Origin of the sequence: Microbulbifer celer, from assembly GCF_020991125.1 — a bacterium.
GTDB classification, from domain to species: Bacteria; Pseudomonadota; Gammaproteobacteria; order Pseudomonadales; family Cellvibrionaceae; genus Microbulbifer; species Microbulbifer celer.
Genome location: NZ_CP087715.1, coordinates 386504 through 402781, shown reverse-complemented (window position 1 = coordinate 402781; position 16278 = coordinate 386504). Strand labels below are relative to the sequence as shown.

At 57.8% G+C, this 16278-nt stretch carries 16 protein-coding genes and 1 riboswitch; all 16 genes read right to left on the bottom strand.

Translation table 11 applies throughout. From position 1 onward, the window contains the following. Nucleotides 1-51: 51 nt before the first annotated feature. The 16 genes from LPW13_RS01550 to pyk all read right to left on the bottom strand — a co-directional run bounded on the left by LPW13_RS01550 (nucleotide 52) and on the right by pyk (nucleotide 16253). Entirely contained in the window at nucleotides 52-1431 is a 1380-nt protein-coding gene (locus LPW13_RS01550) for an AgmX/PglI C-terminal domain-containing protein (RefSeq protein ID WP_230437698.1), read from the bottom strand. 9 nt (nucleotides 1432-1440) lie between these two features. Beyond that, nucleotides 1441-2016, bottom strand: a complete 576-nt coding sequence (locus LPW13_RS01545) for an ExbD/TolR family protein (RefSeq protein WP_230437697.1) — start codon at nucleotides 2014-2016, stop codon at nucleotides 1441-1443. Beyond that, the gene (locus LPW13_RS01540; protein WP_230437696.1) at nucleotides 2013-2621 is read right to left on the bottom strand and encodes an ExbD/TolR family protein; all 609 of its coding nucleotides are present in this window, start codon (nucleotides 2619-2621) and stop codon (nucleotides 2013-2015) included. Before LPW13_RS01540 ends, LPW13_RS01545 begins: the two co-directional genes overlap by 4 nt. Next, nucleotides 2621-3400, bottom strand: a complete 780-nt coding sequence (locus tag LPW13_RS01535) for a MotA/TolQ/ExbB proton channel family protein (protein ID WP_230437695.1) — start codon at nucleotides 3398-3400, stop codon at nucleotides 2621-2623. Before LPW13_RS01535 ends, LPW13_RS01540 begins: the two co-directional genes overlap by 1 nt. A 106-nt stretch (nucleotides 3401-3506) precedes the next feature. Continuing rightward, on the bottom strand, nucleotides 3507-3851 hold the full coding sequence (locus LPW13_RS01530) for a hypothetical protein (protein ID WP_230437694.1): 345 nt from the start codon (nucleotides 3849-3851) through the stop codon (nucleotides 3507-3509). Further along, nucleotides 3851-4435, bottom strand: a complete 585-nt coding sequence (locus tag LPW13_RS01525) for a tetratricopeptide repeat protein (protein WP_230437693.1) — start codon at nucleotides 4433-4435, stop codon at nucleotides 3851-3853. Before LPW13_RS01525 ends, LPW13_RS01530 begins: the two co-directional genes overlap by 1 nt. Continuing rightward, nucleotides 4435-7692, bottom strand: coding sequence for a tetratricopeptide repeat protein (locus LPW13_RS01520; protein WP_230437692.1), 3258 nt, complete (start codon nucleotides 7690-7692; stop codon nucleotides 4435-4437). The genes LPW13_RS01525 and LPW13_RS01520 overlap by 1 nt, the downstream gene beginning before the upstream one ends. Continuing rightward, complete coding sequence (locus LPW13_RS01515) at nucleotides 7685-9769, bottom strand: tetratricopeptide repeat protein (RefSeq protein WP_230437691.1); 2085 nt, start codon at nucleotides 9767-9769, stop codon at nucleotides 7685-7687. The genes LPW13_RS01520 and LPW13_RS01515 overlap by 8 nt, the downstream gene beginning before the upstream one ends. A 2-nt stretch (nucleotides 9770-9771) precedes the next feature. Beyond that, the gene (locus LPW13_RS01510; RefSeq protein WP_230437690.1) at nucleotides 9772-10290 is read right to left on the bottom strand and encodes a hypothetical protein; all 519 of its coding nucleotides are present in this window, start codon (nucleotides 10288-10290) and stop codon (nucleotides 9772-9774) included. Nucleotides 10291-10649: 359 nt separating this feature from the next. Continuing rightward, nucleotides 10650-11144, bottom strand: coding sequence for a molybdenum cofactor biosynthesis protein MoaE (locus LPW13_RS01505; RefSeq protein ID WP_230437689.1), 495 nt, complete (start codon nucleotides 11142-11144; stop codon nucleotides 10650-10652). A gap of 1 nt (nucleotide 11145) precedes the next feature. Further along, on the bottom strand, nucleotides 11146-11394 hold the full coding sequence (gene moaD, locus LPW13_RS01500; RefSeq protein WP_230437688.1) for a molybdopterin synthase sulfur carrier subunit: 249 nt from the start codon (nucleotides 11392-11394) through the stop codon (nucleotides 11146-11148). Beyond that, nucleotides 11391-11894: a cyclic pyranopterin monophosphate synthase MoaC gene (gene moaC, locus LPW13_RS01495; RefSeq protein ID WP_230437687.1), complete on the bottom strand. Its 504-nt coding sequence runs from the start codon at nucleotides 11892-11894 to the stop codon at nucleotides 11391-11393. The genes moaD and moaC overlap by 4 nt, the downstream gene beginning before the upstream one ends. Nucleotides 11895-11930: 36 nt before the next feature. Then, nucleotides 11931-12446 carry a molybdenum cofactor biosynthesis protein B gene (gene moaB, locus LPW13_RS01490; RefSeq protein WP_230437686.1) on the bottom strand — a complete coding sequence of 172 codons (516 nt, stop codon included), beginning with the start codon at nucleotides 12444-12446 and terminating at the stop codon, nucleotides 11931-11933. 199 nt (nucleotides 12447-12645) lie between these two features. Then, on the bottom strand, nucleotides 12646-13656 hold the full coding sequence (moaA, locus tag LPW13_RS01485; RefSeq protein ID WP_230437685.1) for a GTP 3',8-cyclase MoaA: 1011 nt from the start codon (nucleotides 13654-13656) through the stop codon (nucleotides 12646-12648). Further along, a riboswitch (molybdenum cofactor riboswitch) is annotated at nucleotides 13640-13798 on the bottom strand. (Overlaps the previous gene by 17 nt.) 94 nt (nucleotides 13799-13892) lie before the next feature. After that, a complete protein-coding gene (locus LPW13_RS01480; protein WP_230437684.1) occupies nucleotides 13893-14630 on the bottom strand; it encodes a GntR family transcriptional regulator in 738 nt (245 codons plus the stop codon). Between the two features lie 132 nt (nucleotides 14631-14762). Next, on the bottom strand, nucleotides 14763-16253 hold the full coding sequence (gene pyk / locus LPW13_RS01475; protein WP_230437683.1) for a pyruvate kinase: 1491 nt from the start codon (nucleotides 16251-16253) through the stop codon (nucleotides 14763-14765). Between the last annotated feature and the right edge of the window lie 25 nt (nucleotides 16254-16278).

Sequence of the window (16278 nt, the reverse complement as noted above, 5' to 3'; positions counted from 1 at the left end):
GGCGAAATGGTTGTGCTGATTGCGGAGCTGGAGCTCCGCGGTCCCGGCTGGTCAGGCGGCCGGCAGGAAGTCGATCGGGTAGAGGATGGTGATTGTTGGCACGCCCTCTTTGGCCCCGAAGTTGAACCGCTTTACACGGGCAACAATTTTGCTGTCCAGTGTGGGCGAATCCATATCACTGCTCTCGACCTGTGCCAGTGATACCGAACCGTCGGGCTCGATGGTAATCTTGAGTACCATTTTGCCCTGCAGTGCGGGGTTGTTACGCAGTTCGCGGTTGTAGATCCGGTACAGGGCCGCTTTGTAGCGGTCGAATACGATCTGGATCTCTTCGTCGGTACGGGACGGGCCCATGCCTTCGCTGAGCGGGCGTTCTTCCCCGGCAAAGTCACCTTCGGTGCCAATACCACTGGAAACCCGGGAGAAACTCACCCCATCCAACGCAGTACCTACACCACCGGCGTTGCGGCTGAGGGCTTCGGTATTGATGCCGTCGGAGCCGGACTTCGCAGCGGCGGTAATAAGCGAGCGCTGACTGCGGTTTTCTTTCTTACCTTCGGTGCTCAGCTGGGTCTGTTTGCCAAGGCGTTTGTCGAGATCGTCCTCGATAAGATCCTGGAAGTTATCCTTGAACGCGAGTACGCCAGAGCGCTCGACCTTCTTGCGAACCTGCTTTTTCTCCTGATTGGAGGGCTTGGGTTCTTCCTTGGCCACTTCCTGCTTCGGCTTTTCAGGGTCTTTCTGTTTCTCCTCGAGCTTTTTCTTTTCGGGCTCGGGTGGCGGCTTGGGCTTAGTTTTCTTCTCCAGTACCAGCTTGGCCAGGCGCTCGGGCACCTCAACCACTTCGTCTTCGTCCGGTTCCGGCAACTGCCAGATATGGATTCCGAAGCCCAGGGTAAATGCCATAAACAGACACGCCAGCACACTGATGCGGAAACGGCGTTCGTCTTCGCCATTGGTGTTCCACGGCATGATGGCACTGCGGAAGGCGCCGTCACCGAGTTCACGGGTGACCTCAAACTCGTAATGTACCTCTTCCTCTTCCTGACGGATCTCGCGGAAGCAGGCATCCAGGTCGAAGAGGTCATCGCGGCAGTCCTCGATCTGATCGTGGACCTTACGTTGACGCTCCTGTAGCAGGTCGAGGTTGGCATTAAAGATACTGACAGTCTGCTGCAGGCGTTGGATCAGGGCCTTTGAGGCATTCTCCCGATAGTGTTCCGCCCAGAACAGCTCCCCTGCGCCTTCGTCTTCCAGTTGACCCAGGCGCTCGGAAATCTCATCCAGCAACTGATGCTTGCCTTCATCCCGGTGCAGCGCTTCCAGCTTGCCATCAATCTCTTCGCGTTCGGACTCGAGCGCGGACAGACGACGGCGCACAGCTTCCTGCTGCGCAGTCAGTGCTTGCTTTTGCTGATCAAAATTACTCACAAACGTTCACTAACTCTGAGATGCTTTCTGAATTACCGCCAGGGAAATTCGCGTATAACCAGCGTTGGTACAGCTGGACATGACTTTCTTGAGCACAGTAAATGGCACGGTACGGTCGGCCAGAATGTTCACTTCCGGCGGTTCCGCCAGTAGTTCGGCCATGGCTTCGCGCACGTCTTCGCCCGCGGCGGCACGCTCTGCCAGGTCTGCCTTGGCCTCTTCCAGCTCGGTTTCTGCCATGGTCACGGCCTTGCCGACTTCTTCCACCATGGCCTGCTGAATGGCCGCGATCACCAGCTCTTCACTCTGATAAAGCTCTTCGGTGGTCATGACCGGCTTGGCTTCGATCAGTACTTCGTCGTGGGTCACCATGAGGGTAACGGTTTCCCGCGGTTTTGATTCCACCACCGAATCCGGCAACGTAATGACCTTGGGCGCCTCGATGGCTTCGTTACTGGCACTGTTGGTCAGTAGGAAGAACACCAGAATGGTAAAAACATCCATCAGGGAGGTCAGATTCATTCCCTGCGTTTTGCGCTTGCGGCTGCGCGCCATGCGCTTCATGCGTCTACTTTCACGTTTCATGGCGCGTCTCCCAGGGAAATATCGGGGAACAGTTCCATTCTCTGCGGAGAAGCCTCCGGGTCGGGCTCGGCACCCTCTTCGGGCTTGGGCATGACCTCAGTGCCGCGCACCGCGTCCATAATGCCCACAAGGTGCTCGTAGGCCACATCCGGTTCCATCAATATGGTGGAGTCGGTCTTGTCCGGGTAGGTCTCTTTAATCCGCAGCAGGTTCTCTCTCAACTGTACGAGGTCGTAGACTTCAGCCGTGGGCGGGATGATCGGCAGTCCGTTTTCATCCACAGCACCCTCAGCTCCCGCGTCTTCGGTTTCGGCCGTCTCGGCTACTGCGCCTTCCTCGCCCTGATTCAGGTTAGGGAAGCGCGCAATGACCTTTTCACCGTCGCTGATTTCGAGAACATCTTTACGCACGACAACTTCCAGCGAGACACCAGGATCTTCCGCTCCGCCACCGGCACCGGTGGGCATATTGAGTTCCAGGATTGTGACCCGCGAAAACACGGCAGAAACCAGCAGAAACGGCACCAGTACCACCATCAAGTTCAGGAAGGCGGTGATGTCCAGTTCCGGCGCTTCTTTTACTCTAGCGTGACGCCTGCTTCTCATTACGCAGATTCCGGCTTGCTGTTCTCTTCACTTTCCGTCGCGTTCGCTTGTGCTTCCTGGGTTTGCGCTACGTCGGGGTTTACCGGCTTCTCTTCGGCCTTGGGCTCGTCATTCCTGGAGGACTCGCTGGCAACCTCACTGCGGCGACGGGTACCGGAGGACATGATATTCAATGCCTTGACCGATACCATCTCCAGGCTGTCGACAATCTGGCCGGTAAGGGAGTTCAGCAGCGCGTGTACGATCAGCAGTGCAATACCCACCATCAGGCCGAATGCGGTGGTGTTCATGGCAACAGAAATACTGGCGGACAGCAGGTCTGCTTTCTCTGCCGGGTTGGCGTTGGCCACCGCGGTAAAGGCTTCAATCAGCCCCATAATGGTACCGAGCAGACCGAGCAGTGTGGCGATGTTGGAACCGAGCGCCACATAGGGAGTGCGTTTTTCCAGCTGGGGAATACTCTCCATGATGCTCTCTTCCATGGCGATCTCGATATCTTCACGGCGACGCACTGCCCCCTGACGCTCGAGGCCCATGGCCAACAGCCGGCCAACACCGGTGTTGTCGTCTTTGACCAGATTGCGCGCGCGGTCAAAATCACCAGAGTTGAGTACCGGCTGTACCTTGTCCCAGGTGGCGCGGTTGGTGTGCCGCTCGTAGACCAGGCGGATGTAGCGCTCAATGGCTACGGCGGTGCCCAGCGCGAATACCACCAGAATGGGGTACATGAACGCACCACCAGTCTGAAAAAACGCGATTACGCTGTTAAAGAAATCCATCACAAGCCCTCTTGGTTTTCTTTTCGGTTCCGCGGTTGAGCCGCCTTCCCCGTAATTTGACCGTTTTGGTCACTGTTGAAATTAAACGTCAAAATTAAAGGCTGGGTCAGTCTTCAGTCTGACTCAGCTCGTAAAACTCCAGCTCACGCATAAACACTTCTTTGTCTAATGGCTGCAAGCTGGGATCCAGCAAACTGGAATTCAATCCGGTTTCCACGCCGACTTCGGAGCTCTTCCAAGGCACGATGTAGAGCGACTTGGGCGCTTCTTCGTTACCGATAATGGAGATGCCGGACAGCTCCTTGACCTCACTATCGACTTTCTTTTCCGCCGCTTTCTCTGCCGTCTTGGCCGTGTCCGACTCCGAACTTTCCTGAGCGCTCAGAACCGGCGTGGCGAGAATGGCCGTTGCCGCGACTATGGAACAAACAATCTGTTGTATGTGCTGCATCAATTAGCCCGCCGTTTCAGTCCTGCCACCCAGATTGAGACCTTGGAGTCATCCGGCGCATATTTCAGGTATTGCTGAAATTGCGCGAGTGCACAATTCACATCCTGAAGATAGAGATCACAAAGGATTCCCAGATTCTTGATCAGTGGCAGGTTTTCAGGATTGTTCTGCAACGCTTCTTCGTAAGTAGTGCGCGCTTCGTCGAAACGCCCCTGACGACGGTACAGCACTGCAAGCTCGTTGCTGGCAACGGGGTCAAGCGGGGCTGCGCGCAAGGCTTCCAAAAATGCTTCCTCCGCCTGCTTTTGATCGCCGGAGCGGTAATAAGCGATTCCCAGATTGACATAGGGGGCAGAAAGGCGCTGCTCGCGATCGACCACACTTTGCAGCAGCTCAATGGCCTCTGGATAGCGCTCCCCCTGTATCAGCTGCACGGCCTCCAGGAAATCGCGATTTACACTCCCGGACACATCGACGCTCATGGGATCGACAGGCTTATTGGAGGTTTTGGGACCGCTGGCACAGCCCCCAAGCAGCAATACCAGAACACATATACAGAGGCGTAATAGATTATTCTTCAGCATCAACCCTGACCCCCTTCGGCTGTATTCTCAGCAACGACGTCTGCCGGTTGCGCTTCACCAGACGGCTCACCTTCGGTTGCCGGCGCGGTGGGATCCGCCGCGGCCTGTGCCGGAGCTGCCGGCTCTTCGGGTTGCTTCGGAACGGGAACGATCGTCTGCACAATTTTGCCCGCGTCTTCTTTACGGTCGTAGCGCGCGGGCACCAGATCCGCCAACTGATCGATACTCTTCGCCACCCACTGGTTGTAAATCCCCGTGCCCAGCAGTTCGATGTTCTTTTCGTGCACTGATATCGATTTTTCCTCAAACGGATAGATCTGCTCTTCCAGTGCCAGCTCGTATTCTTCCAGCTCCATCGGGTTCAGGTTGGTGGGTCGCTCGGACTCTTTTAGCGCGCGACTGAAATGCAGGTAAATTTCGCCCAGATAGAAAGTGGCTGCAGTGGTGACGTCGGCCACTTGGTAATCCACCAGGTCTGAGAGTTCAGAAATTGCCGCTTTCATACGGGCACGTTTGGCATTCAGGTTGCGCTCCAGTGGCGCAACCAGTTGGATCTCGCGGAAGGCTTCGTAACTCGGCTCCGCAAGTACCAGTGCCGCATTGCCAGCGAGGTAGCGCGTTCGATCATTGCGCTCGTTACCCGCACGCAGTTCGACCCGTACCATCTCTTCCAGAGTCTTGAAGTACGCTTCACGATTGCCGCCATCGTTGTAGATATCCGCAATCTTCCGACGGGTCTCCAGTGCCGGCTCTACCGGGTTGGGGAACAGCTTCACGTAACGATTCAATACCGCCAGCGCTTTCTGTGGGTTTTTCGCCGCAGCGTAGAGGTCCGCGGCCTGGGTCAAGGCTTCACGACGAACATCCTCGTCTTCAGACTCCCGCTCGATACGTTCAAACTCGGCGCCGGCGAGAAGCAGTTCGCCGCTTTCCTGGTAAACCACCGCCAGCTTTTTGGTGACTTCTTTCTGCAACTCATGCTGTGGATGATTGGAGCGGAAAGCTTTCAGGACACTGGCTGCCCGGCCCCAGTTTTCCAGTTCAATCAGGGAAGCCGCGGCATCATATTCGGCGGTCGCCAGAATACTTGCGCCCGGGGCAGCTACGCGGATGCGCAGGAAGTGTTCCGCTGCGGCCAGGTGATTCTCCGCTTTGCGTTCCACATCCCCCTGTTGATAAATGGAACCCGCGAGGTTATCCACAAGGTCGGCGCGATCCTTGGCATCACTGGCAGTGAGTGCCAGCGCCTGTTGATAAGCACCTTCCGCATCAACGTAAGCCTCGGTATCAAACGAGGCGTGCGCAACCAGAACCCAGGCGGTGCGACGAATTTCCTGCTCTGCGCTGGGAAATTTCTCCAGTAGCAGGCGGCCGTTCTGGATGGTTTCCGGGAAACTCTTCAGCTTGTACAGATCATCCACCGCACCCAGCAGGATCTGCGGTGCCTTGCCGTGCTCAGGAAAGGTTTCCGAGAAGGTCAGGGAGGAGCGGATAATCTCTTTTTTGACTGCGACTTTTTCTACCGCGGCACTTTCGCCCATGTTGTTTTTCAGATGTTCGCGATAGGCGAATACAGCTGCGTAGCCGGCTTCGCTGGCATCCTTGTGTACCGGATACTGATACGCGGTGCGCTCGTATTCCTGCGCCGCATTCATGAAATCGCGATTTTCCAGCATCAGGCCGGCGAGCTGGTAGTTGATACCGGGCGCCTTGGGCTGATCTGCGAAGGAGTTGAGGTAACGGCGATACCAGTGGATCGCTTCCGCGTAGCTCTCACTTTTCTTTTTCTGGAACTGCTGGTCCTCGGGCTTCACGTTCTGGTAAGCCGCATGGTAGTGGCTTGCCAGATCAACCAGGTTGGTCTGCAGGAATTCCACCACCGTGGCGTATTCCTGAATATCAAATACGCTCCAGTACTCTGCTTCCAGCGCGTAGGTATTGGCAAAGGCTTTTTTCGCTTCCAGCACCAGACGTGGGAAGCCGCCCTTCTGATAAATTTCGATCACACGGATGGAGAAGTCAGGCGCAACCTTGTGTAGCGGGTTGCGCTCCACAAATACATCGTAGGCTTTCGCCGCATCCTGATAGCGGCGCTTCTCCAGGTAGTATTCACCGAGGTGGCTGTATACGTACGATTCGTAGTCCCGCGCCCCTTTGCGGCTGAAGTAATCCACAATGGAATCCGCACCACCGAGATAAGAGAAACTCAGGCTGACGACGCGGAAGGTATCTTCAATATGCTTGCGCTGGGTTTCGTTGGTCTGCTGCTCGAAGTCGTAACCCTCGGCGACCTTGTAATCGAGCATGCGCACGAAGTCGTCCAGGGCCATTTCGTACATATCCTGCTTGAACAGGGCCCAGCCGCGCTTGTACAGCGCAATTTCGTAGAAACTGGAAGACTCGCCCATATCCACCACGCGGCCGTAGGACTCTTCCGCATCGAGGAATTTTTTGCGAACGAAGTAGTACTCGCCGAGACGGAAGTGCGCCTCATCCAGGTGACGGGATGCCGGGTATTCCGCGACCAGTTTGCGCAACACTGCTACGGCCTCGTCAATCTCTCCCGTTTCTTCATAGGCCCGGGAGAGCTGGTACATCACCTGGTCATTGCGTTCGTATTGCGGATACTGAGTCAGGAGCTTTTTATACAGCGCAATCGCTTCGCGGGCATTCGCCGCCAACAAAGCGTCGGGGTTGTCGCCGGGCAGACTGGCATTGAGATCCTGACTGCCACCAGCACTGTCCGCGATATCCACCGCGGCACTGGCACGGGCCTCAAAATCTGCCTGGCTTTCGCCGCTCGCCGGATTCCCGCTGCCCTGCGCCACTGCCGTCACAGCAATCGCTGAGGACCGGGGTGCGTCCAGTTCTCCGGATCCGGTGGCTGCGCGCTTGGCTGCCGCCGCGTCCACCGCCGCGCTCACTTCTTCTGCAGACAATGTACGCGCCTCGGTATTCGATGCGTAAGCGCCCTCTTCCGCACGGTGTGCCTGTTTGATTTTCAGGTCGGCAATCCGGCGGATGGCTTCCGGTGTCAGTGCGGTTTCCGGCGTTTCCTGCAGGTATTTCTGATAACTGGCCAATGCCTTTTCCAGGCTGCCGTCAATGCGGGTTTCCTGAATCTGGATATCCACTTTCTGCAGGCTGCCAATGGTTTTACCACTATTGCTGGCACAGGCGGACAGCAACAGCGCGGCGGAGGCCATTCCAATCAGACCGACATTTCCAAACATTGAACCAAGGCGTGACTTATTCACCCGACGCCTCCTGCTCTGCATTGTCCGGCGTCAGCTCCGGCGGGTTATCCGTGGGCAGCGCCTCACCATCCGCGGTCGCTGCCGCCTCGGCCTCTTTCATCTGCTCCACTTTCTGGCGGTATTGCTCGATTTTCTGCTCGTCCTGCCTGCGTTCCTGCAGCTCGTTGGCGCGGTCGTAACTGTCGGCGAGCGCAAAGCGGGCCTTGATCTGGTAGTTCTCGAGCTTCGCGCGATGTGCCTCCAACTCTTGAATGGCCAGCTGTTCCAGCATGTTCCCCTGTCGCGCCATCAGTTGATCAATCGTACCCTGAGCACGGTTCAGGCCGGCTCTCAACGTGACAATCTGATCGCTGTAACCTTCGTAACTATGGGTGGCAGCCTGACGGCTGCGTACGTAGCGTTGGTAGGTGTCCTGCAGGGTTTCAATGACCTCATCCAGCGCCTGCAGGCGCTTATAGGCCCTGGTCAGACGCTCGTCGAATTCGCGGGATAGACGGAATTTCAGAATCCCCTCTAGACGCGCGACGCGCGCATCTGTCTCTTCGCTGTTCAGCTGTGGGTTGGATGACAGGATGTTGCGAATGTTTTCCAGCAACAGGCGGGATTCGGTTTCCTCACTTTTTGCCAGCAGTTCCGGGCGGCGATTTACCAGCAGGTTGTCGATACGACTGGCGAGACGCTGGCGCTGTTCCAGACGCATCGTGATGCGCGCATCGATCTGCCGGAACTGGACATCCAGCCCCGGCAAAATGGGTTCGTAATAACTGCGACGCAAAGCGATGATCTCTTCAAACGCATCGAGGCTCTGCAACCAGGACTTGTTGCGCTCAAACAGGTCATTGAGATCCTGATAGTTACGCAGAAATTCCTGGTAATCGTTAGACGCCATCAGGTCCAGAAGATAGTGGGTTTCCGGTGCACCGGGCAGTTTGCGCAGCTCCACCACCCAGTTTTGCACCTGGCTCGCTTCTTTGCGGCGCAGGGCTTCGAGCAATTTGCCTTCACGGATGCTTTCGATGGAATGGGTCAGCGTATCCACCTGCTCGCCGAACAGATCCAGCGCCTGGCCATAATTCACTGCCGCAGTGCTGTGTACATCGAGCTTGCCGTAGGCATAGGGTACCGCCAGCATGGCCTCATGCACTGCGGCATCGGTAGCGCGGCGCTGCTTCAGCAATTGCCAGGGGACCAGCGCGCGATCGTAGCGCCCCGCATGGGCTTCCACCCAGCCCGCCCCCAGCAGCGCTTGATCAGAAAATGGGCCGGACAACTGCACGCGATCAAAGTAGTTGCGCGCGCGATCAAACTCTTCCGCTTTCATCAGCTGGTTGCCCAGCAACAGGTTGGTTTTATCCTGCAGCGCCTGTATTCCCGGGGTTGATCCGGTTTTACGGCCGAGCCCATCCAGCTCGAGAATACCCTCTTCCGTTTCTCCCGCTTTCAGCAGAGCAATGCCGAGGTTGTACTGCACAAACCCGGAGAGCGCTTTTTCTCCTTTCAATTCCTGCAACAGGGTAACCGCTTCCTCAAAGCGCCCCAGCTGCATATATACCCGCGCGCGCAGAAACTGTTCTTCGGCACGCACCCGCTCCGGCACTCGCCCCTGGATCATTTCCAGCGCGTGCAGGGCATTGGCAAACTGCTGCTTGTGGTAGTGAATCTTTGCCAGACGGTAGGCGGCTTCATTCTTGATCGGCTGGGAGACGTTGCCCTCGAGCACGGCCTGAATTGCGCGTCCCGCTTCCCGGTGCATACGGTAGGACAGCTCCAGATCGCCTACGGCAAAGGCCGCCTGGCCGTAGTGGATACTGAATGGATCGAGTTCAGGGTCGTCTAGCAGGCGATGCTGTTTGAGTTCTGTATCCAGCCCGACAATGGCATCAAAGTATTCGTCTTGATAGGCGTGAAACAGTGCCTCGCCAAAGAACAGGTCTTTCAGCTCCCTGGTCTCCAGCGCGGTCGGGTCAACGGGTTCTTCGGCCTGAGCAGATATCGGCAAACTACCGAGCGCCATCGCTACCGACAGCACAGTACCGGCGAAGGCACCGGCAAAGGTACAGGCCAGACGGGGAAACATGCTTACCAGTCCTTGAAGTTGATAGCGGACTGAGTGCCGGCGATCTGGATTTCAACAAACTTGGGGCCTACCGCCTTGTCGACACTGTAACTTGCGGAAGCGCGGTACTCTTTACCGGATTTGGATTTGCCGAAATAACTGACTTCCAGGGTGTGCGCACCGGTCTGAACATTGGCGGTATGGATGCGCTGTACTCCCCCCTGCTGCAGGGCCTCGATTTCACGGTAGGTGTAGAGATGGTGAGCGACGACCTGGTTATCCAACTTGACCTCGACAGACTCGAGGCTGAACTCGTTGCCGTCGGGTAGCGAAACAAAGAATGCGGCCTCGGTATTGGAGGGGTACAGCAGCTTCTCTTCCAGACGGTTCAGCTCGGAAGTGAGACCGATCACATCCTGCTTGACGTCCTGAATCTGTTCGTCGAGACCGCGGATTTCTTCGCGGCTCACATTTTGCGCACTGGCAACCATCGAAACAGATAGCAACCAGGCTGCTACCAGAGAGATCAGAATTCTGCACATATCCCTTTTACCTCAGACCCGCCCCTGACTCGGAAGCAAAACACCCGTGAACGGACTCCACGGGCAATCAGCGCGGGAATTGTATTGCAAGGAAGGCAGGGGGGTATGTGAGGCGCGTCAAAACTCACGCAGAGAGTTAGAGATGACTTTTTTCTTAAAATTCAAAGGACAAGAGCAAAAAACTCGAAAATGTGACAGGTTTCTCTCACCGCTTGCTCGAACCGCCGTGAACAGGTTGGCAATTTACCTGTGATTTTTTGATAGCAGGTCGATATTCCGAAATTAAAAAAGTGCAATGAAGGTGACAGGGTATGCGCATCGATAGCGACCACTCACTAACAAATACGGACAAACCGGACTCACCATTTTTTCAGCGCGTCCTCATCACTGTTTCGCGCCTCTACCCAATTGCCCTCCATTTCCCCTGCAGCCCGCTCTTTTTTCCAGAAAGGTGCGCGGCTTTTGAGGAAATCCATAATATAAGCGCAGGCATCGAAAGCGGCCTGGCGGTGCGGGGAGGTCACCCCCACGAACACGATTTCTTCACCAGCTTTCAGGGGGCCGTAGCGATGAATCACTCGTACCCGGCCCAGGGGCCAGCGATCCGCCGCGGCACGCGCAATGGCAGTGAGCGCCGACTCCGCCATGCCGGGATAGTGCTCCAGCTCCAAGACGCTGGCTGCCGCTTTGTGTCCAATGGAAGCGGAAGAGATATCCCGCACATTGCCCACAAACATTGCGGTGGCACCATCGGCGTGATTGGTGCTGCGCAATTGCTGGTACTCGACGCCGGGATCAAACCCTTCGGGCTGCACCGCAATGGAGATACTGGGAGATAAATCGGCTGTAGACATCTCAGCCTCCGGTAACCGGCGGAAAAAAGGCCACTTCATCGCCGTCACTCACCACCGCATCGGCACTACTCAGCTGCTGGTTCAATGCGACCTGCAGTCGCTCATCGGCAAGGGCGGTTTGCCACACCGCGCCTTTTCCGGCGAGTTGCTGGCGCAGGTCGCCGACCGTGCTCAGGCCATCTACTGCGACTTCGAGCGCATCGCAATCCAGTTGCTCGCGCAGGCTGGCAAAGAACAGTACTTTGATCATTGCTTTTTCTCCTCTTCCGTTGGCGACGCTTCCGCCTGCCAGTGTCCGCGCTTGCCACCCACTTTTTCCTGCAGTTTGGTGGGCCCGATCACCATGGCCGGGTCCACAGCTTTGCACATGTCGTAAATGGTCAGTGCGGCGACACTCGCCGCAGTGAGCGCTTCCATTTCCACCCCGGTACGGCCGGCAAGGCGACAGTAGCTTTCGATATGGACGGTATGGTTTTCGTCATCGAGGGCAAAGTCGACTTTCACTTTGGTGAGTGCGAGAGGGTGGCACAGGGGAATCAGGTCTGCGGTTTTCTTGGCGGCCTGGATACCTGCGATGCGGGCGGTGGCAAGCACATCGCCTTTTTTGTTGTTGCCGGCTTGCAGCTGCGCGAAGGCGTCCGCTGACATGGCAACTGCCGATTGTGCGCGGGCGGCGCGGTCGGTGATGTCTTTCTCGGTGACGTCCACCATGCTGGCTTCGCCCTGTTGGTTCAGGTGTGTGAGGGTCATTGCAATTCTGATGTTCTGTTATCGGGTGGTGTGCGGTTACTTGGTCAGATAGCCGACGAAGTTGCAGGGCATGTGGGTAGCGGTGAGCTGTTCCTGTAGCAGTTTGCTCCAGCCGGTTTTGCACGCGCCCGTGGAGCCTGGGAGGCAGGCGATGAGGGTGCGATTGGCGAGGCCGGCGACGGCGCGGGACTGGATGGTGGAGGAGCCGATTTCCTCGTAACTGATGGAGCGGAACATTTCGCCGAAGCCGTCGATGTGTTTGTCGAACAGGGGGACGAGGGCTTCGGGGGTGGAGTCGCGCCCGGCGAAGCCGGTGCCGCCGGTGGTGAGGATGACTTGGATTTCGGGGTCGGCGATCCAGGCGGAGACTTGGGCGCGCAGTCGGTATTTGTCATCGATGACGATGGCTTTGTCGGCGAGGTGGTGGCCGTCTGCCTGCAGTGCTTCGACGAGGTATTGTCCGGAGGTGTCGTTTTCTTCGGTTCGGGTATCGGACACGGTCAGGACGGCGATATTGAGTTTCTGGTTTTTATCGATTGGCTCGTGTGCCATTTTTGTGCTCCGTAGCGATTAGGTGCTTTGGTTACATCCGGTGGCGACCGGTCATCGGGTGAAGGGTTTCAGGACCGCTGTGAATACATCCCTGTACGCTTCGTCGGCAACGTCCCTGTTGCCGACGATCCTGAAACCCTTCACCCGACGCCCAGTCTTCAATTCTTACTTGTGTACTTCGTAAGCCTGCAATTCCTGGTTATCCGCCAATAATCGAGAGATTCTGGGTTCCCCCGGTATCTCCCCGCTGCAGGTAGTGGCTCAACTCTTTATTACCAATCAATGCCCGTACCCGTTCCGCCACCGCTTGCACGTCGCCGGTACGGATGGTTTCTCTGAGATCCAGCCCGGCGTCGGCGAACAGGCACAGGTGCAGTTTGCCCTGGGCGGAGATGCGCAGGCGGTTGCAGCTGTCGCAGAAGTCTTTGCTGTACGGGGTGATCAACCCGATGCGGCCGGCGTAGCCCGGGTGGACGTATTCCCGGGCGGGGCCGGCGTCGATGGAGCGCGGGAGCAGTTGCCAGCCGCTGTCGATGAGCTGCTGCTCTATGGTGGCGCCGCGCAGGTGGTTGCTGGCGAAGTAGTCGCGGTTGTCGCCGGTCTGCATGAGTTCGATAAAGCGCAGGGTGACCGGGGTGGTTTTGAGCCAGGCGAGGAATTGCTGCAGGCGGGCTTGGGCGCCGTCGCTCAGCAGTACGGCGTTGGTTTTTACCTGTACGCCGAGTTCCAGTGCGCGGTCGATGCCGGTGAGGATTTTGGGCAGGCAGTCGTGGCCGGTGATGCGGGCGAATTCGTCCGTATCGAGGCTGTCGATGCTGATGTTCAACTGGTCGAGGCCGTTCTGGTGCCAGGTGTCGATGACGCTGGGGAGTTTGTAGCCATTGCTGGTGATTGCCACGCGCTCAATGCCGGGGGTCTGGCTGGCGGCGCGGATCATTTCTGGCAGGTCTTTGCGCAGGGAGGGTTCGCCGCCGCTCAGGCGTACTTTGCGGGTGCCCAGTTGTGCGAAGGCGCGGATGACGGTCTCGGCTTCCGCTGTGGATAACTCCGGTTGCTGGTGTCCACTGGCCCGGTAGCCATCGGGCAAGCAGTAGTCGCAGCGGAAGTTGCAGACGTCGGTCACGGACAGGCGCAGGTAGTAGAACCGGCGGCCGTAGCGGTCCTGCAGGGGTTCTTGCAGGTTTTTTTGCGAAATTTCTTGTTTATTCATCACCTTTCCAAATTCGGGAGGCCGGTCGGTTTCCCTTGCGACCCTGGCGAGCTGGCGGTGCCGCTCGCGGCCTTTCGCGCGTATATCCAGAGGTCGGTTGCTCTGGGGACTTAGCGCGGGAGGCTCGGTGTATTGTCAGATTATCGGCTGATTAGTGGTTCAGTGCGCTTCCTCATCTCAACGGTCAGTGACTCTATTCGGCCAACCAGTACAGTAAAAGGCTGGCGGTCTTCCAGTTAACTGGCCCGCTGTCCGAGTATGGACATCAGGTCAATGCTGGCATCTCTAGCGCTCAGGTCCATAAGATGTTCCAGGCTGTTGAGGTGGTCCACGATGGCTTTGCGGGCCCCTTCGCCATCGCCGGAGCGGAGGCTTTTCAACAGACGGGTATGATCTCCCTTGAGAAAACAGGACGCCAGCCCTTCCCGCTTGTACAGCGCAATCACGATGGATGTGCGCAGTACCAAGTCTGTCAGGAAATTCCCCAGCACACGGTTTGGCGACAGATCCGCCAACATGTGGTGAATTGCCAAGGAGTGCTCGATCCGGGCGGGCTCATCCCCTGCCCCGTGCGCATCCACTTCTGCTTGCACCAATTTTTCCAGCGCTTTCAGCTGGGCGGGTTTCAGTTGTCCCGCCAGCAGCGCACAGACTTCGCCTTCCACCAGTCTGCGCGCGGCGAAGGTCTCGCGGGTCTCGTCGATGGAGGGGGCCCGTACCCGGGCGACCTGGTTTGGCGCCTGGGTGATCACATGGTCAGCATCCAGCCGGGTCAGCGCCTTGCGGATCACAGAGCGGCTGACCCCGAAGATTTCCCCCAGGGTCACTTCCGGCAGCCGGGTGTTGGGTGGCAACCGCTGAGTCAGCACTGCCTTGCGGATTTTGTCCACAACGTGCTGGTCGGTGACTCTGGCACCTATCTTCGCCCCCGCCTTTACCTCTGCCAGCACTTCTTGCTGCCAGGATTCACTCATGTCGCTATTCCCGCTGGTGGCTGTACAGCATGGGCGAGTCGTCGCCCCGCCGGTGTGGCAGCCAATTATCTTCTCAACTGTTGCCACCCAGTGTATACGATCTGCCCACTCCCATGTAATCAACCTGCGCCATCAATTCTCGACCTGCAGGATCTTCAGGGTATTGGTACCACCGTGAGACTGCATCAGGTCCCCGCGGATCAGGATCACGTGGTCCCCCGCGGCAACGATGCCGCGCTCTTTCAGGGTCTCCAGGGCGCGCAGGTTCAGTTCTTTATCCCCTTCATTTTCGCCGGGCTCGAACAACACCGAGATCACCCCCCGGTACAGGGCCATCCGCCGCTGGGCGACGGGATCGTGGGCCAGTCCAACAATGGGCAGGCCGGAGCGGATGCGGGAGGCGATCAGGGCGGTGTAGCCGGTCTGGGTCATGCAGGCAATGGCTGTGACACCTTCCATATGGTTGGCGGCGTACATGGCGGACAGGGAGATGGTTTCATCAATCCGGGTAAAACCCTGATGCATTCGGTGGCCGGACTCCTGCGCCGAACGCTCGCGCTCGGCGCCCAGGCACAGCCGCTGCATGGTTTCCACCGCCTCTACCGGGTACCCTCCGGCGGCGGTCTCCGCAGACAGCATGACCGCATCGGTGCCGTCGAGTACCGCGTTGGCCACGTCGAACACTTCGGCCCGTGTGGGCATGGGGGCGGTGATCATGGTTTCCATCATCTGGGTGGCGGTGATCACCGCGCGATTCAGTTGCCGGGCACGTTTGATCATGCGCTTCTGCACGCCGATCAATGCCGCATCACCGATTTCCACCCCCAGGTCGCCGCGGGCAACCATCACCGCATCGGATGCCTTGATAATCTCGTCCAGGGTCTGGTCACTGGCGACCGCTTCGGCGCGCTCCACCTTGGCCACCAGGCCGATATGTTCGCCGGCTTTGCCCAGCAGCGCGCGCGCTTCCTGCATATCCTCGGCGCTGCGGGGGAAGGACACCGCCAGGTAGTCCACCCCGATGTCGATCGCGGTTTTCAGGTCGGCTTTGTCTTTATCGGTCAATGCTGCCGCCGACAGTCCACCGCCCTGCTTATTGATGCCTTTGTTGTTGGACAGCCGCCCACCCACGGTGACGCGAGTATGGACCTCGGTATCGGAGACCGAATCCACCTGCAGCACCACGCGGCCGTCATCCAGCAGCAGGGTGTCGCCGGCGGCGACATCTTGCACCAGGTCTTTGTAATCGCAGCCAACACGCTTCTCGTCGCCTTCATTGGCATCCAGGGCCATGTCCAGCACGAATTCCTGGCCTTCCTGCAGGATGATGGCGTTGTCGCGGAAGCGGGCAATGCGGATCTTAGGCCCCTGTAGATCCCCCAGGGCGGCGACGGTTTTTCCCAGGCGATCGGCAATTTCCCGCACCTGCTGCAGGCGACGGCGATGGTCGTCTGCGGTGCCGTGGGAGAAGTTCAGTCGCACCACGTCCACGCCGGCCTTCAACATCCGTTCGAGCACGCCCTCTTTATCGCTGGCCGGACCGAGGGTAGCGACAATTTTGGTACGACGGATCGGGCTGGAGACGCGCTCGATCACTGGGGAAGAACCTGAGGAGGAACTCATGAAAACCTCGTTATATTTCTCAAAG

Excerpts from the sequence above, each read along its gene's own strand:
- moaA (WP_230437685.1), bottom strand. The coding sequence starts at position 13,656 with ATGAATAAACAAGAAATTTCGCAAAAAAACCTGCAAGAACCCCTGCAG.
- moaC (WP_230437687.1), bottom strand. The coding sequence starts at position 11,894 with ATGACCCTCACACACCTGAACCAACAGGGCGAAGCCAGCATGGTGGAC.
- LPW13_RS01535 (WP_230437695.1), bottom strand. The coding sequence starts at position 3,400 with ATGGATTTCTTTAACAGCGTAATCGCGTTTTTTCAGACTGGTGGTGCG.
- LPW13_RS01515 (WP_230437691.1), bottom strand. The coding sequence starts at position 9,769 with ATGTTTCCCCGTCTGGCCTGTACCTTTGCCGGTGCCTTCGCCGGTACT.
- LPW13_RS01505 (WP_230437689.1), bottom strand. The coding sequence starts at position 11,144 with ATGTCTACAGCCGATTTATCTCCCAGTATCTCCATTGCGGTGCAGCCC.
- LPW13_RS01510 (WP_230437690.1), bottom strand. The coding sequence starts at position 10,290 with ATGTGCAGAATTCTGATCTCTCTGGTAGCAGCCTGGTTGCTATCTGTT.
- LPW13_RS01480 (WP_230437684.1), bottom strand. The coding sequence starts at position 14,630 with ATGAGTGAATCCTGGCAGCAAGAAGTGCTGGCAGAGGTAAAGGCGGGG.
- LPW13_RS01540 (WP_230437696.1), bottom strand. The coding sequence starts at position 2,621 with ATGAGAAGCAGGCGTCACGCTAGAGTAAAAGAAGCGCCGGAACTGGAC.
- LPW13_RS01545 (WP_230437697.1), bottom strand. The coding sequence starts at position 2,016 with ATGAAACGTGAAAGTAGACGCATGAAGCGCATGGCGCGCAGCCGCAAG.
- LPW13_RS01530 (WP_230437694.1), bottom strand. The coding sequence starts at position 3,851 with ATGCAGCACATACAACAGATTGTTTGTTCCATAGTCGCGGCAACGGCC.
- moaB (WP_230437686.1), bottom strand. The coding sequence starts at position 12,446 with ATGGCACACGAGCCAATCGATAAAAACCAGAAACTCAATATCGCCGTC.
- LPW13_RS01525 (WP_230437693.1), bottom strand. The coding sequence starts at position 4,435 with ATGCTGAAGAATAATCTATTACGCCTCTGTATATGTGTTCTGGTATTG.
- moaD (WP_230437688.1), bottom strand. The coding sequence starts at position 11,394 with ATGATCAAAGTACTGTTCTTTGCCAGCCTGCGCGAGCAACTGGATTGC.
- pyk (WP_230437683.1), bottom strand. The coding sequence starts at position 16,253 with ATGAGTTCCTCCTCAGGTTCTTCCCCAGTGATCGAGCGCGTCTCCAGC.